Annotated in this window: 22 protein-coding genes and 1 pseudogene; 10 read left to right on the forward strand and 13 right to left on the reverse strand. The window is 72.0% G+C overall.

What is annotated here, in order from left to right; genetic code table 11:
- Positions 1-163 precede the first annotated feature (163 nt).
- The gene (locus ABZ953_RS35780; RefSeq protein WP_361733064.1) at positions 164-3382 is read left to right on the forward strand and encodes an amidohydrolase family protein; all 3219 of its coding nucleotides are present in this window, start codon (positions 164-166) and stop codon (positions 3380-3382) included.
- 50 nt (positions 3383-3432) lie between these two features.
- Here the strand turns inward: ABZ953_RS35780 and ABZ953_RS35785 are convergent, their stop codons facing one another.
- Entirely contained in the window at positions 3433-4053 is a 621-nt protein-coding gene (locus ABZ953_RS35785) for an L-threonylcarbamoyladenylate synthase (RefSeq protein ID WP_361733066.1), read from the reverse strand.
- Between the two features lie 397 nt (positions 4054-4450).
- Between ABZ953_RS35785 and ABZ953_RS35790 the strand changes: the two genes are divergently transcribed.
- Both ABZ953_RS35790 and ABZ953_RS35795 read left to right on the forward strand, forming a co-directional pair.
- A complete protein-coding gene (locus ABZ953_RS35790) occupies positions 4451-4903 on the forward strand; it encodes a ricin-type beta-trefoil lectin domain protein (protein ID WP_361733068.1) in 453 nt (150 codons plus the stop codon).
- A gap of 92 nt (positions 4904-4995) precedes the next feature.
- The gene (locus ABZ953_RS35795) at positions 4996-5775 is read left to right on the forward strand and encodes a DJ-1/PfpI family protein (RefSeq protein ID WP_361733070.1); all 780 of its coding nucleotides are present in this window, start codon (positions 4996-4998) and stop codon (positions 5773-5775) included.
- 325 nt (positions 5776-6100) lie between these two features.
- On the opposite strand, the gene ABZ953_RS35800 is transcribed toward ABZ953_RS35795, so the two are convergent.
- Both ABZ953_RS35800 and ABZ953_RS35805 read right to left on the reverse strand, forming a co-directional pair.
- On the reverse strand, positions 6101-7339 hold the full coding sequence (locus ABZ953_RS35800) for a sigma-70 family RNA polymerase sigma factor (protein WP_361733071.1): 1239 nt from the start codon (positions 7337-7339) through the stop codon (positions 6101-6103).
- A complete protein-coding gene (locus ABZ953_RS35805) occupies positions 7332-7547 on the reverse strand; it encodes a hypothetical protein (protein WP_361733073.1) in 216 nt (71 codons plus the stop codon). The genes ABZ953_RS35800 and ABZ953_RS35805 overlap by 8 nt, the downstream gene beginning before the upstream one ends.
- Before the next feature lie 119 nt (positions 7548-7666).
- Here ABZ953_RS35805 and ABZ953_RS35810 point away from each other — a divergent pair.
- From ABZ953_RS35810 to ABZ953_RS35820, 3 genes and pseudogenes are all read left to right on the forward strand, one after another.
- Positions 7667-8133, forward strand: a pseudogene (locus ABZ953_RS35810) (SAM-dependent methyltransferase); the annotation flags it as partial.
- A 51-nt stretch (positions 8134-8184) separates the two neighbouring features.
- On the forward strand, positions 8185-8739 hold the full coding sequence (locus ABZ953_RS35815; RefSeq protein ID WP_361733120.1) for a putative immunity protein: 555 nt from the start codon (positions 8185-8187) through the stop codon (positions 8737-8739).
- A 108-nt stretch (positions 8740-8847) separates the two neighbouring features.
- The gene (locus ABZ953_RS35820) at positions 8848-9495 is read left to right on the forward strand and encodes a TOPRIM nucleotidyl transferase/hydrolase domain-containing protein (protein ID WP_361733075.1); all 648 of its coding nucleotides are present in this window, start codon (positions 8848-8850) and stop codon (positions 9493-9495) included.
- 440 nt (positions 9496-9935) lie between these two features.
- On the opposite strand, the gene ABZ953_RS35825 is transcribed toward ABZ953_RS35820, so the two are convergent.
- From ABZ953_RS35825 to ABZ953_RS35835, 3 genes are all read right to left on the reverse strand, one after another.
- Entirely contained in the window at positions 9936-11102 is a 1167-nt protein-coding gene (locus ABZ953_RS35825; protein WP_361733122.1) for an alanine--tRNA ligase-related protein, read from the reverse strand.
- 326 nt (positions 11103-11428) lie between these two features.
- Entirely contained in the window at positions 11429-12469 is a 1041-nt protein-coding gene (locus ABZ953_RS35830; protein ID WP_361733077.1) for an FAD-dependent oxidoreductase, read from the reverse strand.
- Between the two features lie 104 nt (positions 12470-12573).
- Positions 12574-13140 (reverse strand): HPP family protein, encoded by a 567-nt coding sequence (locus tag ABZ953_RS35835; RefSeq protein WP_361733079.1) that lies wholly within the window; start codon positions 13138-13140, stop codon positions 12574-12576.
- Here ABZ953_RS35835 and ABZ953_RS35840 point away from each other — a divergent pair.
- Positions 13127-13780: a hypothetical protein gene (locus ABZ953_RS35840; RefSeq protein ID WP_361733080.1), complete on the forward strand. Its 654-nt coding sequence runs from the start codon at positions 13127-13129 to the stop codon at positions 13778-13780. The genes ABZ953_RS35835 and ABZ953_RS35840 overlap by 14 nt on opposite strands.
- Before the next feature lie 13 nt (positions 13781-13793).
- On the opposite strand, the gene ABZ953_RS35845 is transcribed toward ABZ953_RS35840, so the two are convergent.
- The gene (locus ABZ953_RS35845) at positions 13794-15155 is read right to left on the reverse strand and encodes an amidohydrolase family protein (RefSeq protein ID WP_361733124.1); all 1362 of its coding nucleotides are present in this window, start codon (positions 15153-15155) and stop codon (positions 13794-13796) included.
- A 724-nt stretch (positions 15156-15879) separates the two neighbouring features.
- Between ABZ953_RS35845 and ABZ953_RS35850 the strand changes: the two genes are divergently transcribed.
- The 3 genes from ABZ953_RS35850 to ABZ953_RS35860 all read left to right on the forward strand — a co-directional run bounded on the left by ABZ953_RS35850 (position 15880) and on the right by ABZ953_RS35860 (position 20009).
- The gene (locus ABZ953_RS35850) at positions 15880-16728 is read left to right on the forward strand and encodes a GntR family transcriptional regulator (protein ID WP_361733082.1); all 849 of its coding nucleotides are present in this window, start codon (positions 15880-15882) and stop codon (positions 16726-16728) included.
- The gene (locus ABZ953_RS35855) at positions 16725-18314 is read left to right on the forward strand and encodes an MFS transporter (RefSeq protein WP_361733084.1); all 1590 of its coding nucleotides are present in this window, start codon (positions 16725-16727) and stop codon (positions 18312-18314) included. The genes ABZ953_RS35850 and ABZ953_RS35855 overlap by 4 nt, the downstream gene beginning before the upstream one ends.
- A gap of 204 nt (positions 18315-18518) precedes the next feature.
- Positions 18519-20009 (forward strand): glycoside hydrolase family 43 protein, encoded by a 1491-nt coding sequence (locus tag ABZ953_RS35860; RefSeq protein WP_361733086.1) that lies wholly within the window; start codon positions 18519-18521, stop codon positions 20007-20009.
- 28 nt (positions 20010-20037) lie between these two features.
- On the opposite strand, the gene ABZ953_RS35865 is transcribed toward ABZ953_RS35860, so the two are convergent.
- The 6 genes from ABZ953_RS35865 to ABZ953_RS35890 are packed head-to-tail and all read right to left on the reverse strand — an operon-like array spanning position 20038 to position 25174.
- Positions 20038-21270 (reverse strand): cytochrome P450, encoded by a 1233-nt coding sequence (locus ABZ953_RS35865; RefSeq protein WP_361733088.1) that lies wholly within the window; start codon positions 21268-21270, stop codon positions 20038-20040.
- 12 nt (positions 21271-21282) lie between these two features.
- A complete protein-coding gene (locus tag ABZ953_RS35870) occupies positions 21283-22491 on the reverse strand; it encodes a cytochrome P450 (RefSeq protein WP_361733090.1) in 1209 nt (402 codons plus the stop codon).
- Positions 22488-23051, reverse strand: a complete 564-nt coding sequence (locus ABZ953_RS35875; protein ID WP_361733092.1) for an ATP/GTP-binding protein — start codon at positions 23049-23051, stop codon at positions 22488-22490. The genes ABZ953_RS35870 and ABZ953_RS35875 overlap by 4 nt, the downstream gene beginning before the upstream one ends.
- A gap of 25 nt (positions 23052-23076) precedes the next feature.
- Entirely contained in the window at positions 23077-23433 is a 357-nt protein-coding gene (locus ABZ953_RS35880; protein ID WP_361733094.1) for a DUF742 domain-containing protein, read from the reverse strand.
- A complete protein-coding gene (locus tag ABZ953_RS35885) occupies positions 23430-23846 on the reverse strand; it encodes a roadblock/LC7 domain-containing protein (protein WP_361733096.1) in 417 nt (138 codons plus the stop codon). Before ABZ953_RS35885 ends, ABZ953_RS35880 begins: the two co-directional genes overlap by 4 nt.
- A 2-nt stretch (positions 23847-23848) precedes the next feature.
- Positions 23849-25174 carry an ATP-binding protein gene (locus ABZ953_RS35890; RefSeq protein ID WP_361733098.1) on the reverse strand — a complete coding sequence of 442 codons (1326 nt, stop codon included), beginning with the start codon at positions 25172-25174 and terminating at the stop codon, positions 23849-23851.
- Positions 25175-25176: the final 2 nt, after the last annotated feature.

Consider the following 25176-nt stretch of genomic DNA (forward strand, 5'->3'; position numbering starts at 1 on the left):
GTACGTGAGGGCCGGGGCGTCAGCTTCTGGTACGACGGTGACCCGGCCGGGCCCCGGGCCGTCGCGTGCGTGTCCGTGACCGTCGGCCCCGACGTGGATCACCGGCGTGTTGTCGACCCGTGGTGTTGTCCACGGGTACGGCGATGGGCGAGTGTTCTGTGTCATGGACTGTGACCGGCACAACACCGTGCTGCCCCTGACCCGACGTCAACTGCTCGTCGCCGCAGGCGTTTCCGGGGCGGTCGCCGCCCTCGGGACCGCCCCCGCGCCCGCCAGGCCGCGCACCACGGTCCCCCTCTCCTTCACCCGGGTCACGAACGGCTCCGCCACCCTCTCGCCCGCCGCCGACCGGCTGATCGTCGAGGCGCAGGCCACCCTCTGGTCGCTGCCTCGGGGCGGCGGTGAGGCGGTACCGCTGACGCCCGCGGGCCTGGAGCCGAACCGGCCGGTGTACGCCCCGGACGGCACGTCGGTCGCGTTCTGCGCGTACCAGGACGGCGGATTCCACCTCTGGACGATGCACGCCGACGGCTCCCGGCTGCGGCAGCGCACCGAAGGCCCCTGGGACGACCGGGGCCCCGCCTGGTCACCCGACGGAACCCGCATCGCCTTCGCGTCCGAGCGCGGCGGCGACCCGGTGCGGGGCGGCTCGTACCGCATCCACGTCCTGCACCTCGAAAGCGGCGAACTCACCCGCGTGACCGGGCTGCCAGGACAGGACGGACCGCTCCAGGACGGGCCGTGGGAGGACTTCGACCCGACCTGGTCGCCCGACGGCGAGCGGATCCTGTTCGTCCGCGGAAAGCCCGTCACCACCCCGCAGGGCTCCTCGCTCGACGCCAGAACCATCGCGGCCGTCCCCGCCGAAGGGCCGGGCCCCGTCGCCCTCATCCACACCGAGACCGCGTCCGCGCAGGTCATGACGCCTGCCGTAGACCCGCACGCACACCGCATCGCCTATCTCAGGACCACCCCCTCACCCAGCGCCTCCTGCACGCTCGTCATCGACGGCGAGCCCGTCGACCTGACCGGCGACCTGGCTCCCGTGCCACCCCGCTGGACGGCGGCAGGGGAGCTCCTGCTCACCCTGGACGGCCGCATCACCCTCGTACGTCCCGGCGCGCGTCCCGACAGCCCCGGCGAGCCCGAGGTGATCCCCTTCGAGGCGACCCTGCCGGTGGACCGCCCCCGCTACCGGATCAAGGAGTACGACCTGGGCCTTGGCCGGGCCCGCCCCACGCGCGGCATCCACCTGCCCGCGCTGTCGCCGGACGGACGGCAGATCGCCTTCGCGGCCCTCAACTCGCTCTGGCTGGCGAACACGTCCGGCGGGCGCCCGCCCCGCAGGGCGCACCGGGCGGCGGCCACCGGCTATCTGCTCGGCCCGACCTGGGCGCGGGACGGCAAGTCCCTGGTGTACGCCGACGACCGCGACGGGCTGCTCGGCGTCTACCGCCGCGACCTCGCCACCGGCACCGAGACCGCCCTTGCGACCGGCGGCCGGGTCCACCCGGCCCTCTCGCCCGACGGCACGCGGCTCGCCTGCCTGGACATGACCGGCCGCCTCGTCGTACGCGACCTCGCCTCGGGCACCGAACGCGCCCTGGTGGAACCGCTCGGCGGCGGCGGCCTGCCGGGCAGACCGAGCTGGTCGCCGGACGGCCGCTACCTCGCGCTCTGCGACCGCAACCGCCTCAACCACCGCTTCCGGGAGGGCTACAACCTCATCCGGATCGTCGACACCACCACCGGAGCCGACCGTCTGCACGCCGTCGCCCCGCACGCCTCGCTCTCCGACCGGTACGACTCCGGCCCCGTCTGGTCTCCCGACGGCCACCGGCTCGCGGTGATCGTCGAATCCGCGCTGCACCTCCTGCCCGTCACCCCCGACGGCACACCGCGCGGCGCGCCGCGGATGCTCTCCGCCGAACCGGCCGACCACCCGTCGTGGTCGGGCGACTCGAAGACGCTCCTCTATCTGTCGAGCGGCCGACTGCGCCTGATCGGAGCCGACGGCAGCCGCCCCCGTACGGTGCGCATGCCCCTGGACCAGCGCAGGCCGGAGCCCGCCGACCTGGTGGTGCACGCGGGCCGGCTGTGGGACGGCACCGGGGACGAGGTGCGCGAGGACGTCGACCTCGTCGTCCGCGGCGGCCGCTTCGCCTCCGTGCGGCCGCACCGCCCCGCGGTCCTGACTCCCGCGGGCCGACGCGTCGACGCCTCCCGGCAGACGGTCGTCCCCGGGCTGTGGGACACGCACACCCACCCGTGGCAGACGACGTACGGCGGCCGCCAGACGGTGGGCCAGCTCACCTACGGGATCACCACGGCGGTGTCCCTCGGCGGCTTCGCGTACGAACAGGCCCGCGTCCGCGAAGCGGTGGCAGCGGGCGAACTGGCCGGACCCCGCCTGCTCACCACGGGCGAACTCCTCGACGGCGCCCGTGTCGCGTACAGCATGGGCCGCGCGCACCGGAGCAGGGCGGCGCTGAGGCGCTCCCTGGACCGCGGCGCGGCCCTCGACTGGGACTTCGTCAAGACCTATGTACGGGCGCCTGGCTGGGTCATGGAAGAAGCGGCGCGGTTCGCGCACGAGAAGCTCGGGGTACGGGCCGGGAGCCATCTGCTCTCGCCCGGCAGCCAGCTCGGCCAGGACCTGACGACCCATCTGCAGGCCACCCAGCGCGCGGAGTTCGGCCACGCCACCACCGCCACCGGCCGCGCCTGGGACGACGTCATCGAGATCTACAGCGCGCACGGCGCGGCCTTCTCGCTGATCGCCACGCCCTTCACCTCGTCGCCCCTGCTCGGCGCGGACCCGAGCCTCGCGGACGACCCACGCGTCACCGCGGTGATGCCGCCCTGGGACGCCGCCGCGGTGAAGGCCGGGGCAGGCGTGCCGCCCAGCGCGGAACAACTGGCCACGCTCCGTCGTGAAACCGACATCTACCGGCGAATCCTGGCCGCCGGCGGCCAGGTGGCCCTCGGCACCGACCAGCCCCTCGTCCCGGTGGGCCTCTCGCTCCACCTGGGACTGCGCGCCCTGCACCGGGGCGGCCTGTCCCCGGCGGCGGCCCTGCGCACCGCGACCGTCCTGCCCGCCAGGGTCTTCGGCCTCGACCGCCACCTGGGCACCGTCGAGCCCGGCAAGGTCGCCGACGTGACGATCGTGGACGGCGACCCGTTCACGGACTTCGACACGATGGTGCGGACGGTGTCGGTGCTCCGGGGAGGCACCCCGTACCGGACCGAGGAGCTGACGGCCGCGTTCGAGCCGCGGCTGAAGGACGGTGCGGGTGCGGCCGACAAGGACGCGGCGTACTGGCTGACGGCGGGGCGCCTGATGCGCAGGGACGGCTGCTGCGCGCCGCCGCTGACCTGATCAGGAGATCGCCGCGGGGGCGCCGCGGGGTCGCCGCGGGGGGAGGGGGGCTACTCGAAGCGCGAGGTGTCGCCCGCCCCCCGGCGGACGATCTCCGCCTCGCCACCGGAGAAGTCGATGACGGTGGTGGGCTCGGTGCCGCAGTCACCGGAGTCGATGACCGAGTCCACGAGGTGGTCGAGGCGCTCCTTGATGTCCCAGCCCTGGGTCAGCGGCTCCTCCTGATCGGGCAGGAGCAGCGTGCTGGAGAGCAGCGGCTCGCCGAGCTCGCCGAGCAGGGCCTGGGTGACGGTGTGATCGGGGATGCGCACACCGACGGTCCGCTTCTTCGGGTGCATCATCTGGCGCGGCACCTCTTTGGTGGCGGGCAGGATGAAGGTATAGCTGCCGGGCGTGGCCGCCTTGATCGCGCGGAACACGTCGTTGTCGAGGTGCACGAACTGCCCCATCTGCGCGAAGCTCTCGCACATGAGGGTGAAGTGGTGGCGGTCGTCGAGCTGACGGATCGACCGGATGCGGTCCATGCCGTCGCGGCTGCCGAGCTGACATCCCAGCGCGTAGCAGGAGTCCGTCGGATAGGCGACGAGCGCGCCGGATCGGATCCCGTCGACCACGCTGCTGATGCTGCGCCGCTGGGGGTTATCGGGGTGCACGTCGAAGTACTTGGCCATTCGGCGAGTCTAAAGCCTTGTGCAACAGGCTTTAGGCGACAGGCCCGGGCCTGTCGGGGCTCCCCGATACCTGTGTGGCGAGCGGCTGCGAACGGGGGCGAACGGAGTACGTGCGGGGGAAAAGCTCCGCTCTCGGGAAGGTAAAAGCCTCCCGCCGCGCGTTGTCGGCGAAATGCCCGGGTGGCAGAATCTCGGACCTGATCCTCGCGCCTGCTCAGAGAATGCAGTCAGCGCCTCAAGCGAGTAGCCCTCGGACTCGCCGCGCTCGGACCCCTCCTCTGCACCGCGGATGTCGTTCGGGCTCTCCAGCACTTCCAGTCGGAAAACCCGGAGAAGATCGATGTCCAGTCGACGCAGCTTGTCAGCGCTCGCCGTGGCCGTATTGACGATGGGGGCCATGGCCGTGGCCAGTGTGCCCGCGCGGGCCGCGAGCTTCACCCCGATCAACGTATGGAATTCCAGTCACTGTCTCGACAACGCCACCGAGAACGCCGCCAAGCTCCATATGTGGTCGTGCACCGGTGGCTCCGAGCAGAAGTGGCTCGAGGGATTCAACACACAGACCGGTCTGTTCACCTTCACCAACCAGCGCACGGGACGCTGCATCACCGCGCCGTCGTCGGGGTCGGGGACGGTCACGATGGCGTTCTGCAACGCGGCCGACCGCAGCCAGCAGTGGCGCGTCTTCTTCGCGGACAACCCCAATGGGCCGCCGTCCGGCTGGTACGACGTGTGGCAGAACGCGTCGAGCGGCTTCTGCCTGTCGACGCCCAGCGTACGGAACGGCACCCTCGTGCAGACCACGGTCTGCGACCCCTCCGACCCGTACGACAGGTGGCATCAGCAGTAGGAACCCGTTTCCAGCCGCGCGGGAACTCCGACTCCCTCACGTACGACTACTTGTGCGTCAACTGCTGTACGGCTGAAGGGCATTGGTGGGACATGAGCAAGGGTGTGGCCGGGCGGGAACCGAGCCGCCGTGGGGTGCTGCGGGGCGCTGTGTCGGGAGCGGTGGGGGCGGGGATCGCCGTGGCCGTCGGTGCGGGTGGCGCCGCGGAGGCGGCCACCGGGGACGGGCATCTGAGCGTGGCGGTGCTGCTCTACGACGGGTTCACGGCGCTGGACGCGGTCGGCCCGTTCGAGGTGCTGTGCCGTGTTCCGGGCGTGCGCGTGACGATGGTCGCCCGCGAGGCGGGTCCGGTGACCACGGACACCGGAGAGCTGAGCCTGGTGGCGGAACGGGCGATGCGGGACGTGCACCGCGCCGATGTCCTGCTCGTACCCGGCGGCGGGGACCGGGGAGTCATGGCCATGATGGACGACACCGGGGTGCACGAGTGGATCCGTCGTATCCACCGCCGCACGGTCTGGACGACGTCCGTGTGCACGGGCTCGCTGATCCTGGGGGCCGCCGGCTTGCTCCGCGGCCTGCCCGCCACGACGTACTGGGCGGCCCGGCCGTACCTGGCCGAGGTCGGTGCGACGTACACGCCCGGACGTTACGTCGAGGCCGGCAAGATCATTACGGCCGCGGGGGTCTCCGCCGGAATCGACATGGGACTGCACCTCGCCGCCCGCCTCTCCGACACCGAGGTGGCGAAGGCCATGCAGCTCGCCGTCGAGTACGACCCGGACCCGCCCTACGACACGGGGAGCCCCGAGAAGGCCGATGCCCGGACGGAGGCGCTCGCCCTGAAGCTGCTGGCCGACTCGGCGGTCTGAGAGCCGGGGCAGTACCGGGAGCGGTGCGGCAAAAAAGGAGCCCCGGCTGGACGGGGGAGACCTGCCGGGGCCGTGAGAGGTGGCAAGCGGAGGGCGGTCGCCTCTCGGCGAAAGGCTCCATGGGGCTTCAGCCGAACGATCGTCCCCATGGGCTATAGGTGAGGCCCGGGGACACTGTCCCCTCCGCAGCCACACTAGAAGGAACGACGCGCCACCTCGGGTTGTTCCGGACCCACCGCCTCATACGGGGTGATGTGGAACACACGGGACAGAAGTCGGTTCGGGGCAGGCCACAGGCCTCTTGGGCTTCGGGGTGCGGTCATGGTCAGAGGTAGGGGTCGTAGGGGCGGCTCTCGGGTGCGTACGGACCGTACGCGTGCGTTTCACCCAGATACTCGCCGGTGACGGCGTTCCGGAACTCCGTGGTGCCGTCGCTCCTGAGCGTCGAGAGCGACGTCCCGGACGCCTCGCGCTCCGCTGACGGGCCCGCCCCGCCGCGGCCGATGGTGACCTCGCCGCCCATCAGCTCGGCCAGCGGTGCCCGGAAGTCCCGCTGCCGCGCCCTGAGTGTCTGCCAGGCCTCATCGGACGCGGTGAGGAGCAGGTGGGCGCCCTGGAGCCGGGCGCGTCGGACCGCCAGCATGGCGCGGCCGGTCGTCGCGGGCACGGCAGGTGAGACGGCCGCTGCCCGCCAGGCCCGCAGTACGTTGTCCTCCTGCGGCCGGCGGTCCGCGGCCGCCCGACAGGCGGCCGAGCAGTAGCGGGGCGGCCGCCCGGGTGAGGTCGCCACCCCCAGGGCCTGGCGGCACTCCGGGCACACCGCAGGCCACCTCCGACGCGGAAGCGCCCAGCTCCCCAGCCGTGCAAGGCCCACGACCGCCCCCGCCGCCAGGAGCACGACGAGAACGACGGTGAGCGGCGCGGTGGACCATCTCGACGCAGCGTCAGCGTCGGGGCCCTGGCCCGGAGCACCGGCGGGCTCGGGCCGCCGCAGGACGCCCGCGACGAGGTGGACCACGCTCGTCAGTACGGTCGTCGTCGCCGCGGCGATCCCGGCCCGCAGTAGCTTCACGGCCCGTGAGACGTGCGCGGCGACCGTGCCCGGCCGTACGTCCATGAGCACGGCCACCTCGTCTCGGCTACAGTCCAGCGCCTTGGTCGCCCACACCGCGGTGCGCTGCTGAGCCGACAGACCCCGCACGGCTCGGTGCACCACGTCCCGGTTGTCCACGAGGGCACTGAAGTCGGCGGAGGCCGGGGCGTCGCAGCGCAGTGGGTCCGCGGCCCGTCTCTCCTCCAGGCGCCGGTGCTCGGCGCGTCGGCGGACCAGGTGCGCCACCTCAGTGCGGATCACCTCGAAGAGGTAGGCGCGGGGCTCCCGGATCGCGGCCGGATCCCGCAGCGCCCTGGTGAAGGCCGTGCTGACGACGTCGTCGGCGTCCGAGACGGACGGCGGCACCTCGGCCGCCGCGAGCAACTGCCGTGCTTTTCCCGTCATCTCGCTCCGGTGCCGCGCGAACACGGCGGCCAGCTCCTCCGCGGTCACCGCTTCCGAGTCAGCCATCGGCCTGCGCCTTCTTCTCGCGCCGTCGCGTCGACGGCACCCCGCCCCGTCCGCCCGTGCCCCCGCGCTCGTCCCCGGCACCTCTCTCGGCGCGGATGATCTCGGCCATGCCCCGAGCCCGGTTGCGATAGGCGACGCTGTCCAGCAGCGCCCTGACACCGGGTACCAGGAACATGACCGCTGCCGCCACGACGGCGAAGAGCTCCACGGCCGACCTCCCTTTCATTGTGCGGCCCTTGAGCGCTCCGGAGGGGCGCGACGGCCGTTCACGCAGGAGAGGCGCGAGCGGGCCGTTCTGATGACACCGGCCCCGAAATTCTTCGCCCACGACACATCGACCGGCTCGGACTCACCGCCGGCATGCGGTGCTGGGAGATCGGCGCCGGTGGTCCTTCCGACCTCGTCCACGCCCGGCTGGTCCTGGAGGACACCGATCCGGGGCTGCGGCCCCTGCTGTGCCCGGACGAGTCGGGTCCCGAGCAGCAACTCGCCAACCGGTTGCGCGCCGGTTTCCGCACCTTGATGGCAGCGCGCGGCGCGGACCTCGCCTACGGACGGACCCTGCCGAGACTGCTGCGGGAGGCCGGTCCCGACGACGTGCGGGCCGATGCGTACTTCCCCATCACCTCACCGGCCTGTGTCGTCCTCGAAGCCGCGACCGTGCGGCAGATCCGCCCGCTTCTGGTGGCGGAAGGACTCGCAACCGAGGAGGAGATCGACGCCACCTTTCGCACGTCAACACCGGCCGTCTCGACCTTGCCACCGCCCCGATCTCCGCGTGGGGCCGAAGGCCATGGCTCCCCACCCCTCGCCGACCGGTGCGGTGGTCGAAGGAAGATGGAGTCATGGCAGAGGAAGTGAGCGAGATCGCCCTGAGCAAGCAGGATCTCCGTGCGGTCACCGCGTTCGCCGCGGCGTGCGCGGAAGTCGTGCTCGACATCTTCGAGGCCGACCGGCCGGAGGACCGGCGGCCGCGGGACGCGATCGGCGCCGCTTGGGAGTTCGCCCGGGGCGGCGAGCGCGGGAAGGCGCTGCGCGACACGGCGTGGGCGGCGCTCAAGGCCGCCAAGAGCGCGGACTCGGCGGCCGCGTGCGAGGCGGCGCGGGCGGCGATGGCCGCGGCAGGCGCGGCGTACTTGCATCCGTTGGCGAAGGCCACTCAGGTCAAGCACATTCTCGGCGCGGGCGCTCACGCGGCCAGAGCGGCCGAACTGGTCGCCGGTGACGACCGGTCTGTCGGCGTCGAACGCGTAGAACGCGTAGAACGCGTCGGGCAGGCGGTGCGCGGTGCGAGCCCGGCCGTGATCGACGTGCTCAAGCGGTTCCCTGCGGCGCCCGCCGGCGGAGGACGGACCGGCGAGCTGATCCGGCTGCTTGACGACGACCTGCGCGGCCGATGACCACCCCACACCTCGGGCCGCGTACCGGTCGTCCCTCGCGTTCCGGCCGGGCCGGAAGGGGGCGGAATATCACGTGCCGTGTCGCCACCGGAGGCGCAGACTCGCTCCATGGCGGACATGAAGTCGTTCCGGGATGCTGTCGGCTGCTGGGCGCGCGGCGGCCGGGTCAACGGCGGTTGGGCGAACGGCGGTTCCGGCGGGACGGCGAGCGAACTGGCCGTGCGTCTCGGGGTGCGGACGGCGGTGCTGCTTGAGGGGCCGAGCGATTTCGAGGCCGTCGAGGCGCTGGCCGCGCGGCGCGGCCGGGACCTGGCCGCCGAGGGGGTGTGCGTCCTGGCGATGGGCGGGGCGATGAGCATCGGCCGCTACGCGGGTCTGCTCGGCCCGCCCGGCCTCGGCCTGCGCCTGGCAGGACTGTGCGACAAGGCCGAGCAGCGCTTCTACGACCAGGGACTGGAGCGGGCGGGAGCCTCGCGGAAGGGCTTCTACGTATGCGTGGCGGACCTGGAGGACGAGCTGATCCGCGCGCTGGGCACAGCACGGGTCGAGGAGATCGTCCGCGCCGAGGGCGACCTCCGCGCCTGGCAGACCTTTCTGCGCCAGCCCGCACAGCACGGCGGGCCCAGGGACCAGCAGTTGAGGCGCTTCCTCGGTACGAAGAAGGGCCGCAAGATCCGTTACGGCCGCCTCCTCGTCGAGTCCCTCGCCCCCGAACAGGTACCGGCTCCGCTCGACGACCTCCTCACGAGCCTGTGACCGAGACGGACGGCCACCCCTGCCGACCGGCCGTCATGAGAGGAGCGAGTGACCCGTGGGCGCCGGCCGGAGCAGCCGGGAGGCCGCCGCCCGTTCCCGCTCGATGCGCGGCAGGACCTCGTTCCGTACGAGGGCACGGGCCCGCACCGCGGTGACACGGCGGCGGTGCGCGTCCTCGTCGGGATACGAGGTGAAGACCGCGGCGACGATCTCGCCGGTGCGGGCCGGGCGACGAACTGTTCGACCGGCCGGAGGACTTCGACCTGGGCGCGTACTGCGCCACCTACCTCGACGGCTTCGAAGCGCGCCGCTACACCGGCACCGCCACCATCCGGCTCTCCCCGCGGGGCCGCATGCGACTGACTGACAACGTCCCCCGGAAGTGGTCCGGGCGGTGGAATCGACCGCCGGCCGTAGCCCCCCCCCGACACGTTCGGCCCTCACTCCGGCCGCAGGCTCAGGACGAGTTCGCTCGGCAGGCCGTGCGTGTCGTGGAGGTAGAACAAGTCCTCCTCGCCGAGCGGGCCCCGGAACCGGGGCCGGGACAGGACCCGCCGCCCGCGCTCCAGAAGCCGACGGAAGCGCTGCTCCTCCTCGAGCAGGATCTCGCGTACGACCGCGGCATCCATGTCCTGACGGAAGTGGTCCAGGGTGTGCACGATCAGCTCGCCCGGCAGATCACCGAGGCCGCGCGTGGGATCGTCACGCCACAGGACGGTGAGCAGGCGCCGCACCAGTCGGCGCAGTACGTACCCACGGCCGGTGTTGGCGGGCCGCACTCCGTCGCCGATCACCACCACGGCCGACCGCAGATGATCGCAGACCAGCCGCAGGGACTCCATGTCCAGCCGCCACAACCCCGGTACGAGCAGCCGCCACGGGGCGAAGACGTCGCACTCGAAGACCGACCGCTTGCCCTGCAACATCGAGACCAGGCGCTCCAGACCCATCCCGGTGTCGACATTGCGCTGAGGCAACGGCACGAGCGAACCGTCGTCGAGCCTGCGATAGCGCATCGTGACGTGGTTCCAGACCTCCACCCAACGGTCGTCCTGGGTGGGCGTCGACCGTGGCGGGGTGTCGCCCGTCCACAGGAACATCTCCGAATCGGGGCCGCACGGGCCGATCGGGCCGTTGTCCCACCAGTTGTCCTCGACGGTCAACTCCACCGGGACGCCGAGCTCGTCCCACACGTCCGAGGAGGAGGTGTCCGGGCCGGTCCGCTCGTCGCCGCCGAAGACCGTGGCATGCAGATGCCGCGGGTCGACCCCGAAGCCCTCGGTGAGCAGCTCGTATCCCCAGCGGAGACTCTGCGGCCCCTCGTAGTCGCCGAGCGACCAGCTGCCGAGCATCTCGAAGACAGTGAGATGGGTCGGATCGCCCACCTCCTCCAGGTCCGTGGTCCGCAGACAGCGCTGCACATTGACCAGCCGGTTGCCGAGGGGGTGCGGGCGTCCCTCCAGGAAGGGCGTGAGGGGGTGCATGCCGGAGGTGGTGAACAGAACGGAGTCGCCGGACGGCGGCACCAGGGTCGACCCGGTGATCCGCTGGTGCAGGCGCTCCTCGAAGTACTCGACGAACGTGCTGCGGACGCGGTCGCTGTTCAGGCGGTCCGTGTTCGTGCGGTCGGTGTTCATGGGGTGGCTCCTTCGCGGGCAAGCGGGGAGGCACCGGACAACGGGTCCGCACGGGGGGTGTGTGGGTCGTGGCGCGAAGCCACAGAGCCATCGGCGGGCCGTTTCCGGTCGCCGATGGGAAGAGGGAAAGACGTCAGGCGGCGGCAACCGGCGAGCTGGTCGCTCGCGCGGTTGCGGTGAGGCGTGGGCCGATGACGTTCATGCGGCCGACGATAACGCGCCCACCCCACCGCGTCACCCGCTTTTCCGCCGAGCCCGTTGCCGAGGCCATTGCCGGGGCCGTTGCCGGGGTCGCTTCAGTGGGCACGCGGTCGGCAACGCCGCAGCTCGGGGGCCGGTCTGCCGGTCGCGAGCTCGTCCGCCACGAGCCGTCCGACGGTGGGGGCGAGTCTGACGGCGGAGTGCATGACCGCGACGTAGACGGACCGGTCGCGCGTCGCGTAGCCGATGACCGGCCCGTGCGCGGGCATCGGGCGTCTGGCGGTGCGGCAGCCCGACAAGAGGCACTGGTCGCTTCCCCGGAAGGTCTTCCGCAGCTGCCGGAGCGCAACGTGCGCAGCTGCCTCGGGCGGCGCCGTCGCGCCTTCGACGTACGGCACGACCATCACGAGGTCGCCGTCCCGAACCTCTCGGACCTCGAAGTCGGGCCTGGCCACGATCGTCTTGACCAGGCCAGGAGGTGCGGTGATCCGCGCGAGGGTGGCCGGGGAGGCGGTGACGGCCAGGTCGACGCCGAGCGGCTCGCAGAGCGCGGTGACGTCGGTTCCCGCGGTGAGTACGACGGTTGCGGCCGGGTGGAATCCGGTCGACGACAGCACTCCGTCGACACGTCCGCCGGTCACCCGCACCGCGGAGACAGCGGTTCCGTGGAGCACGGTCGCTCCGTGGGCACGGGCGGCAGCCACCAGTGCGTGGGCCAGGCCGGCCGGATCGACGCCCGCATCGCTCGGGGTGTGGAGGGCCTGGCCGGGCGGCTCCCGCAGGTTGGGCTCCAGGGCCGCGATGTCGCTCCGCCCGACGATGAACTGGCCCGGCCTCGGCCGTAGGTCCCGAGCCGGTCCGTCGGCCCAGTGGAGCGAGCCGGTCCGGCGGACGGTGACGCCCGGCAGTTCGGCCTCCAGGCGCCGATGGTCCGCCAGGACGTACGGGCGAAGGTCCTCCGCGCCACCGGGCCAGTGGCCCCCCGCTTCGCCGATCCAGGCGAAGGAGTCCCGTGTGACCCCGGAGGCCGGTGCGGGTCCCTGTTCGAGCAGGGTGACCGGAACGCCCTGACGTGCCAAGTGGTACGCCACCGACGAACCGACGATCCCCGCACCGACGACAACAACGGCTGACATGAGGCCCTTTCGACGGGAAACCACCGTGCAGGGACACAGTCGGGCCCTCGCGGGGACGGCGCAACGGATTTTGCTGCGGCCCGCCTCCGGCCCTCGGCCCGTGCTCACCACCAGTACGCGGGATAGCGCGGTGCGCCGGGGCGGGCGCACGACGCGGCCCAGCCCGCGAGGACGAGCAGCGCGGTGGATCCCAGGAGCAGCGGGACGAAGGTCGTGGGCCGCGGGGAGTTCAGGACGATGACGACGGCGGTCGCGCACGCGGGGGAGTGCGGGGTCCGGGCCACCGTCATCACGGCCAGGCTGATCCCGGCGGCCAGCGCCGCCGCCCAGGGCGTAGGGCGTACTCCCCGCCGAGGCAGGGCCGACGGGAGACCCGGACGGCGAAGGCAGGAGGGCAGGAGTCGGCCCGGCTTCCCTCGCGGTCGGCAGGCAACGTGGGCACCGGCGGCGGTCCGGGGGTCGGGATATCCGCGCACTCTCCCCGCACTCAACGAGGCGCCGTCTCGTAGCCGCAGGTCAGGGTCCTGTCGACGTGAGCAGCGGTGGCGGATCCGCCAAACGGGCCGCGGTTGCGGGCCGGTCCGGCATGGCCTGCGGGGCGAGGGAGCCGTGCGCCTGGATGCTGGTCGCCCAGCCCCGGACCACACAGGAGGCGCTGTGGACCGTCCCACCCCGCGAGGAGCACAGAGCTCGACCCCGGCCTCGACCTCGACCCCGGCCTCGACCCCGGCCTCGACCGGAGCGAGCCCTGACGCCTCCAGTCAGGCAGGGGTCATCGGTATCGGCCTGGCCGCCGTGCTGACGGCCGCGTTCGCGCAGGGTTCGTGGCAGTGGTTCGCCACGTACATCGGGGTGACGCTGATCGCGGTGACCTCCAGCTTCTACCGGCTGCCGGTGTGGGCGCCCGGGCTCCGCGTCGCGTACGCACGGAATCTGGCGGCGTACTCCCTGGTGGTCGGCCTGTGCGCGGCGATCGCCCTGGCCCCCATGCTGCAGCGCTGGGCGTGGCTGTTCCCGATGCCGGGCACCCGTGCCCGATGCCCCGCGCTCGGCACCTACGCGAGCATCCGCACGGAGGCGGAGCTCGGAGACCTGGCAGGCCGCGGCGGGGCCGCCCTGGCTCAGGCGCGGCACGCCCAGAGCCATGACGCCGTCGCCGACTGCCTGTCCGCCACCACGACCTTGTGGCTGCCGGTCTACGCGGCCGGAGCGGCCGTGCTGGTGGGCCTCTGCGCGTGGTCCGTCGACCGGGTCCGATCGAGGAACGGGACGGGCGGCCCCGCACGGCCGCAGGCCCTTTCGCGGGACTAAGTGTGGCTTCCCGTCAGGAGCGAGGCCGCCGCGGATGGCGGGCGGTGCCGTCCGGGTCCGGGTCCACCCGGACGATGCGGGCGCGCCGCACGACCTTCGGGCCCACCTCGGCGGCCTCGCGGACCAGCGCGGGGCCGTCCCAGTCGGTGGGCCAGCCGTGCCAGAGGCGCAGCTTGCCGTCCACGACGACCGCGGTGATCTGGTCGCGGCCGGCCAGCCGGACCAGTTCCCACGACAGGTCGTAGGACGGGGTGAGTTCAGGCACCCGCAGGTCGACGAGCAGGAAATCGGCTGCCTTGCCGACGGCGATCTCGCCCGTCACCTTGCCGAGTCCCAGGGCGTCGGCGCTCAGCGCGGTGGCGTGGGTGAGCCAACCGGTGCCGGCGCCGCACGAGGAGTCGCCGGACAGCAGGCCGTAGGTCAGACGCTGGGCGCTCTCCGCGGCGTCCATCAGGCGGAAGCCGTCGCCGCGGGTGCCGTCGGTGCCGGTACCGAAGCGGATGCCCATGGCCTGCCACATCAGGGCGTGCGCGACGGCGTTGCCCTTCCAGGCGCTGGCCACCGGGTTGTAGCTGACGGCAGCGCCGGTGTCGGCGAGCATGCGCATCTCGTCGGGGGTGAGGAGGGTGGCGTGGGCGCCGAGGGTGTGCGCGTTGAGGGCGCCGATGTGGTGCAGGTAGGAGACCGGGCGGCGGCCCACGCTCTTGAGAGAGCGTTCCACGGCAGCCAGGTGCTCGTTCACGTGGATCTGGAAGACCGCGTCGGCGTCCGCGCACAGGTCGGCGGTCCTCTTCAGCACCTCGGCGGTCGCGTCCTCGGGGACGGGTATCGCCAGTGAGGGGTGGATCAGCCGGGAGTTCTGGAACCGCTCCAGGTGTTCCTTGCCGCCCTTGCCGTCGGAGACGACCTTCGACAACACGCAGCGCAGCCCGGCCTCCTCGGCGGCCTTGGCGATGACGCCCACGTCGACGGGCGCTCGGGTGCCGGCGTCGGCGGCCGTGGTGAACCCGCCGCGCAGCGCTTCCAGCGCCGCGAGCTTCGCCGAGAGGTGGGCGGTCTCCTCGTCCAGGGCGTGTTCCAGCGGCTCCCAGACGGTCTTGAAGATCTCCGACGGCTGCCCGAACGCCTGGGCCTTGCCGAAACTCTGCGTCAGATGGTGGTGGGAGTCCACGAAGCCCGGCATGAGCAGGTGGCCCTGCAGCCGCACCGTGCGGGCGTTCCGGTGCGCTTCGGCGAGCTTGCGGACCGGCCCGACGGCCCGGAAGGTGCCGCCCTGGACGAGCACCGCGCGGTCCTTGACCGGACCCTCGGGCAACAGGACGACGTCCGGTACGAGGAGCAGCCGCTCGGCGCGGAAGTCCTCGGGGCCGAATATCTCGCGGCAGCTGGGGCCGCTATGGCCGCCATGGCCGTCGTGATCCCCTTGGCCCCCGTGGTCCCCGTGGTCCCCGTGATCTCCGTGACCGTCGCGTCCGGCGGCGGTCGCCGGTGTCGCCCCGACGGCGCCGAGCAAGCCACCGGCCCCGGCAAGGCCGGCCCCGACGACGAAGCCACGGCGCCTCACCCCGCGCGGCCCACCGCCATCGCGTCCCTCCTCCGGCCGCACGTCCTGCCCCTCGCCCGACGACCCGTCCCGCCACGCCTGTTGCACCACCGCACACTCCTTCGTGTTCGCACAGGGAAGGCCCGGCCGCGCGGGGCGGTCGAGCCTGGGCGCCGACCTTAAGCGAGTCCGTAAGGCGGAACAAGGGTTTCGACAAACGGAAACGGAGCGCCGGGTTCGGGTCGGGCTCGCCAACCGACCTCGCTCTCCGGCCCCGTTGCGGCGGCTGGGTGGCGGAAGGGGTCCGCGCTCCCTGCCGCGCCGCACGTCACGGGCGTCGTAGCAGGTCAGGGTGGGTGGCGTAACGCGCCGGAAACGTCGAAAGCCTAGGTTCGACCGAACGGGCAACGGCGCACAGGCACCTCACACCTGGGGCCCCGGCGTGTGTTTCCCGCCCAACCCCGGCCTTGACCCTGCCCTGCCCCGCCCATGCCCTGCCCCGACTGTTCCTACTGCCCCGACCGTTCCTTCTGCCCCGACGCACAGCGGAGGTCCCATGAACGCCTCGCCCCGCGAGCCCGCGCTCCCGATCGCCGGGCGGGATCCGGCACCGGAGAGCCGACGGCGGACCCGGGCGGACCGGGCCCGGCAGGTCGCCGAGGTGCTGCGCCGTCAGATCGCATCCGGGGCCTTCCCCTCGGACGTGCTGCCGGACGAGCGGGTGCTGATCGCCGACTTCGCGGTGTCGCGGAACACCGTCCGCGAGGCGCTGGGCGTGCTGCGCGACGAAGGCGTGGTCGAGAGGCGCCAAGGAGTGGGGACGGTGATCGTACGGCGGCCCTACGAGCACACCTTGGACCGGCTGACCGGCCTGGCCGAAACGCTGCACACGCACGGTGAGGTGGTCAATCAGGTGCGGGTCGCGGACGTGGTGCGCCCGCCCGGCGAGGTGGCCCGCAAGCTGCACGTCCCCGACGGCGGACGCGTGGTCCATATCGAACGGCTCCGGCTGCTCGACGGTGTGCCGCTGTCCTTGGACCTGACCTACCTGCCCGAGGACATCGGGGCGCCGCTGCTCGCCGCCGACCTGGCGGGGCGGGACGTGTTCGGGCTCATCGAGCAGTCCACGGGCAGCCGGCTCGGCTCGGCGAGCGTCACCGTGCACGCGGTGGGCGGTGACCCGCACACCTGCGCGCTGCTGGACATCCCGGCAGGCTCGGCGCTGTTCACCGTCGAACGGCTGACCAGGATGCCCGACGGGCGCCCGGTGGACCTGGAGTTCCTGCGTATCCGCGGCGACCGGCTGGCTTTCAGCGCCGAACTCGTCCGCGCCACCCCGGAGCCGCACACCGCCCCGGCCCCGCGGCACGACGACGGCACGCGACGAACGGAAGGCGAACGGTGACCGGCTCTCAACGCCACGGCGACCAGGCCCCCGTATCAGAGGCCTCCGAAACACCGGCCGCCGCAGCATCATTGCCGGGGGCTTCGGCTGCGGAGGTCGAAGGCCCCGGCCCGCTGACCACCGCCGTGATGTGTCTGTGCGTCACCTTGGTGGTGGGCATGGTCTCCGCCGTGAACCTCGCCGTTCCCGCGCTATCGCGCAGCGCGCTGCGCCCGTCGGCGGAGTCGGTGCTGTGGGTGGTCGACGGCTATGTGGTGTTCTTCGCCTGCCTGCTCATTCCCGGCGGCGCGCTCGCCGACCGGCTCGGTCGCAAGCGGGTGCTGGCCGCGGGCATGGGCCTGTTCACCGCCGGATGCGTGCTGTGCGCCCTGGCGCCGGGCATCGGCGTGGTGATCGCGGGCCGCGTGGTCAGCGGGGTGGGCGCCGCCGCGGTGCTGCCGACGACGTTGGCTCTGCTGGTGAGCGGTGCGCCGGCCCACCGTCGGCCGCGGCTGGTGGCGGTGTGGGCGTCGATGACGGGCCTTGCGGCGGTGCTGGGAAACGTCGGCGGCGGCGCGGCACTGCAACTCGGTTCGTGGCGGGCGCTGTTCTGGTGTGTGGTGCCTCTCTCCCTGATAGCACTGGTCCTGGTGCTCGCGTTCTCCCCGGCGCCCCCGCGGCACGACCGCCCGCTGTCTTTGGTGTCCGCGGGCCTGCTGACGGCCGGGTTCCTCGCGCTCCTTTCGGGCATCGTCTCCGGTCCGCAGGCGGGGTGGGGCAGCGCGCGGGTCCTCGGCGGGTTCGGTGCGGCGGTGGTGCTGCTTGCGGCCTGGGCGGCATGGGAGCTGCGGCGTGCGCATCCGATGCTGGACCCCCGGCTGTTCACCGTGCCGGTGGTGCGGGCGGGGGCGGTCGGTATGACGCTGGTGTTCGTCGGCATGTTCGGCCTGTTCTACGTCAACGGGCAGTATCTGCAGTACGCCAAGGGCTACTCGCCGATGGGGGCCGGGGTGCGGCTGCTGCCCATGGCGGGTGCGCTGCTGCTCGCGCCGCGCTGCGCGGTGACGCTGGAGCGGCGCACGGGCCCGCGGGTCACGCTCGGGTGCGGCCTCGCGGTGCTTGCGGCCGGGCTGGGCACGGTCTCGCTGGTCGGCCCGAACACCCCGTATCCCCTGTACGCGTTCGGGGCGACGCTCACCGCGGCCGGGTGCGGCCTGGCCACACCGCTGCTGTCGCACGGCATGATGTCCGCGCTGCCGGCGCACCGGGCCGGAGTGGGCTCGGGGCTCCAGAGCCTGGCACGGGAGATGGGCAGCGCGCTGGGCGTGGCGGTCAGCGGCAGCGTGGTGGCCGGGGCGTTCACCGCGGGCCTCCCGGCGCCGCTGGGCGGGCCGGACGCGCCGACGACCGTCCCCGCCGCCGAACAGCGCCTGGCCGCCGAGGGGCTGACGTCCCCCGGCCTGCGGCACGCCGTCATCACGGACTTCACCGCATCCATCGACAGCGCGATGCGGGTGCTTGCCGTACTGGTGGTGGCGGTCGGCGTGCTGGTGGTCGCCTGGTACCCGCGCCGCGAGCCCAAGGCGGGGAGCGGGCAGCGTGGGTGACGGCAGGGAGGGTGACGGTGGAGTGGGCGCGCCCTCCAGCGTGCACTTCCGTCGACAGTGCACCTCCGTCGACAGTGCACCTCCGTTGACAGTGCACCTGACCGTCCTTACCGTATCCCCGCGTCATTACATCGTTGTAATGACGCCTGCGCGTCCACACGTTCTCGTCCTGGAACAAGACACTCCTGCCTTGAGGAGCCGTCCATGCGCGCCATCCCCGCACAGGGCCGAAGCCCGGTCCCGCACCGCACGGCCGTCGTGCTTGCCGTCCTCCTTGCCGTCCTGGCCGGTCTGTTGTCCGCGTCGTCGACCGTGGCGGCGGACAACACCGCCAACACCGCCTCACGCGCACGGGCCGCCGCGGCCGGTACCTTCCGCAACCCGTTGAACACCGGCCCCGACCCGTTCATGACGCACTGGAACGGGTCCTACTACCTGACGGCCACCCAGGGCGACAGCATCCGCATGTGGCGCTCGCCGTCGCTGAGCACCCTGCTCGCCGCCGACCCCGTGACGGTGTGGAAGGACTCCGACCCCTCTCGCAACCGCAACATCTGGGCGCCGGAGTTCTACCGCTTCGGCGATCGCTGGTACCTGTACTACACGGCCGACGACGGCATCGACGACCACCATCGCCTCTACGTCCTGGAGTCCGACCGCGACGACCCGGCAGGCCCGTACCACTTCAAGGCCAAGCTCACGCCGCCCAACCACGCCGACGACTTCGCCATCGACGCCGGCATCCTGCAGCACAACGGCCGCCTCTACCTGGCGTACAGCGGCATCAACCAGTACCAGCACAACGGCCTCAACATCGCCCCCATGTCCAACCCCTGGACCGTCTCCGGCAACGCGGTCGCCTTCAACCCCTCCGGTGGCTGCCCCGAAGTCAGGGAAGGTCCGGAGTTCCTGTACCGCAACGGTCGTACGTGGATGACGTACTCGACCTGTGACACCGGCAAACCGGACTACCAGCTGTGGATGATGTCCCTGCCCGCGACCGCCGACCCGTTGGTGCCCGGCAACTGGAAACAGCACCAGGGGCCGGTCTTCTCCCGAGCGGACGGCCACGGAGTGTACGGGCCCGGACACCACGCCTTCTTCCGCTCGCCCGACGGCACCGAGGACTGGATCGTCCACCACGCCAAGACGACGTCCGCCTCCACCTACTCCAACCGCACCACCCGTGCGCAGAAGTTCACGTGGAAACCCGACGGCACCCCCGACTTCGGCCGCCCCCTCGCCCTCGGCGCCACCCAGAACCTGCCCTCCGGCGATCCCGGCTCCGGCAACCACTGGATCAACGACGACGGCCGTTCCAGCGGCGACGGAACCGTCTCCTACACCGGAACCTGGAACACCGGAACCGGCTGCGCCACCCAGTGCTTCTGGAGCGACGACCACTGGAGCGACCGGGCGGGCAACACCGCGACCTTCACCTTCACGGGCACCCGCATAGCCCTGCTGTCCGTCCGTGACACCGGCAACGGCATCGCCGCCCTGAGCGTCGACGGGGGCCCCGAACAACGCGTCGACTTCTACGGATCCCCTCGTACCGGCGAGACGTTGCAGTACCTCAGCCCCCGGTTGCCCAGCGGCCGTCACACTCTCCGGATGCGGGTCACCGGCGAACACAACGCACAGTCGGGCGCGTCGTACGTCAGCGTGGACCGAGCGGAGGTCTACACCGACTGAACCGAGAGCGCGGCGACGCTCGCCCCGGTCACCCGGCGGCGCTCCGCAGGCGGACCGGCAGGGTCTGGTGGCCATTGCTCAGCAGGGAACCGAGCGGCTTCAACTCCGGAGCGGGCACCGCGAGTTCGAGCTGCGGGAACCGCTCGAAGAGCAGCTGCAGGGCCGTGCTCACCTCGAGACGGGCGAGCGGAGCCCCGAGGCAGAAGTGGACGCCGTGGCCGAAGGCCAGGTGCTCCTTGAGGGTGCGGGTGATGTCGAAGGCGTCCGCGCTCTCGCCGTGCCAGTCGGGGTGACGGTTGGCCGCCGCGTAGGAGGCGAGGATCGCCTCGCCCTGGGCGATGGTCTGCCCGTCGGGCAGTTCGATGTCGCTCACGGCGAACCGCAGCGGCAGGTGCCTGACGGCCGGTTCGAGCCGCAGGGTCTCCTCGACGGCGTCGCTCCAGTCGGCCTTCCCCGCCTGCAGGAGCGCGAGCTGGTCGGGATGGGCGAGCAGCTGAGTGATCGCCTGGTCGATGACGTTGACGGTGGTCTCGTATCCGGCGCTGATCATCAGCAGGAGGGTGTCGCGCAGCTCGTCCTCCGAAAGGCCGCCCTCCGCGTCCTGGTCGCGCGAGGTGATCAGGAGAGAGGTCATGTCGTCGCCGGGCTCGGCCCGTTTCGCGGCGATGAGCAGCTGGAGGGCCTCGTACAGGGCCTTGGTGTTGGCCTCGGACTGTTCGGCGGTCAGCGTGGTGTCGAAGACGCCGTCGACGACCCGGCGGAAGGAGTCCTGCTGCTCGGCCGGTACGCCCATGAGCCGGCTGATGACGGCGATCGGCAGCGGGTAGGCGAGGCGCTCACGCAGATCGACGACCTCGCCCGGCGGGAGGGCGTCGAGGTCGTCGAGGATGCCGGTGACCACCGCGTCTATGTTCTCCCGCAGCGCGGTCACGCGGCGGTGGCTGAACGCGGGGGCGACGATGCGCCGAAGGCGCCGGTGGTCCGACCCGTACGCGGTGAACATGTTCTCCACCGCGACCCACAGGGCGAGCGGCCACCGCTGGATCGCGTCGTTGAAGTCCGGCCAGTGCGCGCGGGCGTCCTTGGAGACGCTCGGACTGGTCAGCAGCTCCTTGAGCAGCGCGGGGTCGGTGACCGACCAGGCGGTCACACCGAGGATGTCGACGCGGGCCGCCTGGCCGTGGGCGCGCAACTGCTGGTGCTCGTCGTGTGCGCGGGCCCCGGTGGGGTCGAGGACGATCGGTTTCGTGGACAGGGTCATGATGTGGTCCCTTCAGACGGATGCGACGGCGGGGAACAGGACGGGCAGAGCGGCGAGCGCCCGGTGGAAGGGCCCGGGGCGCCAGACCAGCTCGCCGGGGGCGGTCGCGAGATCCATCTCGGGCAGCGCGTCGAGCAGGTGCGTGATGGCCGTCTCGGCGATGACATAGGCGTGCGGGCGCGCGGGGCAGGCGTGCGGGCCCGTGCTCCACGACAAGTGCGCGCGATTGCTGGCGATGCGCTGGTCACCGAGGGCGGGATCGTTGTTGCAGGCGGCCATCGAGATGACGACCGGCTGGTGTGCCGGCAGCAGGAACCCGTCCACGTCGACGGGGTGTGGCGGATAGCTGATGCAGTAGTTCGCCAGCGGCGGGTCCGTGTACAGCACCGTGTCGAGGGCTTCGCGTACCGAGGAGCCGCCGGCGTGCAGGTCCCCGGAGAACTGGTCGTCGGTGAGGATCCTGAGGACCGTGTTGGCGATGAGGTTGGTCAGCGGCTCGATGCCCGCGCCGTAGAGAGTGACGAGCTGGTGGGCCATCTCGACACCGTCGAGAGCCGCGGAGTGCGACAGGAGCCGGGAGGTGATGTCGTCGCCGGGCAGGCGCCGGCGCAGAGCCACCAGGTCGGCGACCGCCTCGGAGAGGATCTGATTGCCGCTCGCGGCGTCCACACCCTCGAAGATCTTGGCCATGCCGTCGGCGATGCGGCGGCCCATCTCGTCGGGGCAGCCGAGCAGCGCGCTGAGGACACGGAAGGCGATGGGCCAGGCGTACTGGCTCAGCAGATCGGCGCCTTCGGCGTCCCGGAACTCGGCGATCGTGGTGTCGGCGACCCGCTCGACCACCTTGCGCAGCTCGTGCTGGTCGACGGCGTTGATCGCGTCGCTGTTCGCCGACCGGTAGCGGGTGTGCGCGGCGCCGGTCGATCGCAGCGCGTTGGGACGGCTCTCCATCATCGGGCGGACCGGGCAGGTCTCGGGGATGGACTGCTCCCACACCCCCGGATCGGCAGGGAACCGCAGCGGGTCATTGAGGATGCGCCGGGCCTGGGCGTAGCCGATGACGAGGGTCGCGGGAACCTCGGGGATGAGATCGACCGGGACGAACGGCCCGAACTCGGCCCGCATCCGCGCGTAGGCACCGTGCGGGTCGTCCGCGAACTCGGCTCCATACAGGGCGATCCGGCGCTCCGGGGCCGCGTCGGTCGAAATCAGGCTGGTCACGGGCGGGGCTCCAAAACGGGTGCGTGCATGTCGGACAGGTACTCGCAGAGAGTGATCAGGGCCATCACGCTGGAAGTGCGGTCACGCGCGTCACACGTCGTCAGCGGCGTGTGGGCGTCCAACTGGAGTGCCTGACGGATCTCGTCCAGGTGGTAGAGCGGGGCACCGTCGAAGAGGTTGATCGCCACGGCGTACGGCGTGCCCTGCTCCTCGTGCAGCGCGAGGATCTCGAAAGAGGCCTCCAGATTGCGGGTGTCGACCAGCACAAGGGCGCCGAGAGCCCCCTCGGTGAGCCCCGCCCACATGGGACGGAACCGGCCCTGACCGGGAGTGCCGAACAGATACAGCACGAGGGCCTCGCTGAGATGCAGCCGCCCGAAGTCCATGCCGACGGTCGTGGTCGTCTTCCGCGGCGTCCGCGCCAGATCGTCCACCCCGGCGCTGGCCTGCGTGATCCGCTCCTCCATGCGCAGCGGCGGCACCTGGGAGACGCTGCCCACGAACGTCGTCTTGCCGACACCGAAACTCCCCGAGATCACGATCTTCGCTGACCTGGTCACACCGGGAGGTACGTAGATGAGGCCGTCAGACGAGGGCGCGGAGACCACGCAGTACCTCCTGGAGCAGATCGGTTTGGGGCTGGTCGTCGTCGGCGGCGACAGGACGGGTCAACAGGCCCTCGTCGATGAGGGAGGAGACCAGGATGCGCACCGTGGAGGGCGGAAACTCCAGGGCGGCCGCGATGTCCGCGACCGCCAGGCCGCCGCCCCCGGCATGCGTGAACAGGCCCATCACCCGGCGGGCGTCCGCGCTCAGGGCCTCGCGCGAGCCGCTCGCGGCGAGCAACACGGTCTCCAGGCGCACAGCCGGATCGGCACGGACCCGTCCGTCGGTACGGACATAGGGTCTGACCAGGTCCGGGTCTCGCCGCGGCCCGCTCACGTCGTCGGCAGGCCTTCGACGGAAGGCCCCCGCGGGGCGACCTTCATCTCGTGGCCGACACGCTGCGCCAGCTCCAGCATGTGATGGGTGATCAGGCCGATGTCGGCGTCCGGCCCGGTCGTCTGCACCGACAGCATGGTGTTGCCCCCGGCCTGGGTGATCAGGCCCACGTGGTTGGTGAGCTCGATCAGGGCCTGCCGGGTGCCCCCGCCGCCCGTCTCCTCGTCGTACGCGAGCGCGGCGGCGCGCACGGCCGCCGTGATCGCGGCGAACTTCTCCGCGTCGTCCTGCTCGATGCCGGCCGTCTTGGAGTGCAGCAACCCGTCGGAACTCATCAGAACCGCGTACCTGACACCCTCGAGGGACCCCAGCGACCGGTCGAGGAGCCAGCCGAGTTCATTGCCGGTGGTCACGATCAGGCTCCTTCATGCGTGGTGGTCGAGTCTTCCGTGCGCGCGCTGCGCGTCCCCTTCGCCCAGGCGGCGGCGACGGCGGGCCGGCCCGGCGCCGCCTGACCGTCGGACGGCGCCGTCCGACCGCCAGCGGGAGCGGTCGCCCGCGAGCGGACGGTCAGCCCACTGGCAGTGGTGCGCTTGGCGGGGGCCGGTTCGGCGCGCGGCAGCGGAGCGGGCGGGGGAGCGGTGGCCGTGGTCAACAGGCTCTTGGGGATGAACATGTAGACGCGCGTACCCCCGAAGGGGTTCGGGGCCTCCAGGTCGACACGGAACCCGTAGTCACCGGCGAGGGCCGCCGCGGCCCGCAGGCCGGTCTGCGGGTGGGCGCCGAGCTGGTTGATGTCGTCCCGCCGAGCGCCCGTCAGGATCGCCCTGGCCCACGACAACTGCTCGTCGTTCATGCGCAGTCCGGCGTCGTCCACGATGACCGACACCCCGTGGTGCCCCTCCTGGAAGGACACGTGGACCCGCGCGGAGGAGGGGGAGTAGCGGACCGCGTTGTCGAGCAGCACCGCCAACGCGTGCACGACGGGACCGACCGCCCGGCTGGTCACCGTGACGGCGAGCTCCTGATGCTCGACGCGCTCGTACTCCTCGATGCTGCCCATGGCCGCCCGCACCACATCGGTCATCGGGGTGGCCGGCCACCGGCGGGACAACTTGCCCCCGGACAGCACCACATAGTTCTGGGCCACGAGCAGCATCTGCTGCGTGGGATGGTCGATGCCCACCAGCGTCTCGTACGCCTCGTCGCCCTCGTGCCGCCGCACACCGTGGCTGACGCGCTGACTCAGCTTCGACGCCATGCCCACCATCGCGGACGACACGGCTCGCACCGCCGCCCGGCTGGACTCCTCGGCACGCTCCCGCGCCCGGGTCACCTCGTCCTGCGCGCTCTTCTGCGCCTCGGTTATCTGCACACTCGTGCTGGTCTGGGCGTCGTACTGCACCTTGCGCACCGTGTGGGCCGCGGAGTCGGCCAGCCCCGTCAGCCGCTGCGCCAGCGTGGTGTTCACGAGCGCCGGAGGCAGTTCGATGTCGACACCGTGGCCGGTGCCGAGTCGCTCCGCCTCGGTCCCCAGCCTGGGAATCACACCGTCGGCGAGCTGCGCAAGCACCTCTTCGGTGGCGCGCTGCCGTCCGGCGGCCTCCTCGGCCCGGCCACGGAGGCGCTCGCTCGTACGGCGCTCACCTCGGTACTGGTCCCAGAACCGCCAGGCCGCACTACCGGCGGCCAGGGCCAGAACCGAGGGCACCACAGTGGTGGCCTGCATCAGGTCTGTCATCA

Source organism: Streptomyces sp. NPDC046465, from assembly GCF_040646035.1.
GTDB lineage: Bacteria > Actinomycetota > Actinomycetes > Streptomycetales > Streptomycetaceae > Streptomyces.

Coding starts and splice junctions, on each gene's coding strand:
- ABZ953_RS35780 (WP_361733064.1), top strand. CDS start 164: ATGGACTGTGACCGGCACAACACCGTGCTGCCCCTGACCCGACGTCAA.
- ABZ953_RS35785 (WP_361733066.1), bottom strand. CDS start 4,053: ATGGCCAAGTACTTCGACGTGCACCCCGATAACCCCCAGCGGCGCAGC.
- ABZ953_RS35790 (WP_361733068.1), top strand. CDS start 4,451: ATGGCCGTGGCCAGTGTGCCCGCGCGGGCCGCGAGCTTCACCCCGATC.
- ABZ953_RS35795 (WP_361733070.1), top strand. CDS start 4,996: ATGAGCAAGGGTGTGGCCGGGCGGGAACCGAGCCGCCGTGGGGTGCTG.
- ABZ953_RS35800 (WP_361733071.1), bottom strand. CDS start 7,339: ATGGCTGACTCGGAAGCGGTGACCGCGGAGGAGCTGGCCGCCGTGTTC.
- ABZ953_RS35815 (WP_361733120.1), top strand. CDS start 8,185: ATGGCAGAGGAAGTGAGCGAGATCGCCCTGAGCAAGCAGGATCTCCGT.
- ABZ953_RS35820 (WP_361733075.1), top strand. CDS start 8,848: ATGGCGGACATGAAGTCGTTCCGGGATGCTGTCGGCTGCTGGGCGCGC.
- ABZ953_RS35830 (WP_361733077.1), bottom strand. CDS start 12,469: ATGTCAGCCGTTGTTGTCGTCGGTGCGGGGATCGTCGGTTCGTCGGTG.
- ABZ953_RS35850 (WP_361733082.1), top strand. CDS start 15,880: ATGAACGCCTCGCCCCGCGAGCCCGCGCTCCCGATCGCCGGGCGGGAT.
- ABZ953_RS35860 (WP_361733086.1), top strand. CDS start 18,519: ATGCGCGCCATCCCCGCACAGGGCCGAAGCCCGGTCCCGCACCGCACG.
- ABZ953_RS35865 (WP_361733088.1), bottom strand. CDS start 21,270: ATGACCCTGTCCACGAAACCGATCGTCCTCGACCCCACCGGGGCCCGC.
- ABZ953_RS35890 (WP_361733098.1), bottom strand. CDS start 25,174: ATGACAGACCTGATGCAGGCCACCACTGTGGTGCCCTCGGTTCTGGCC.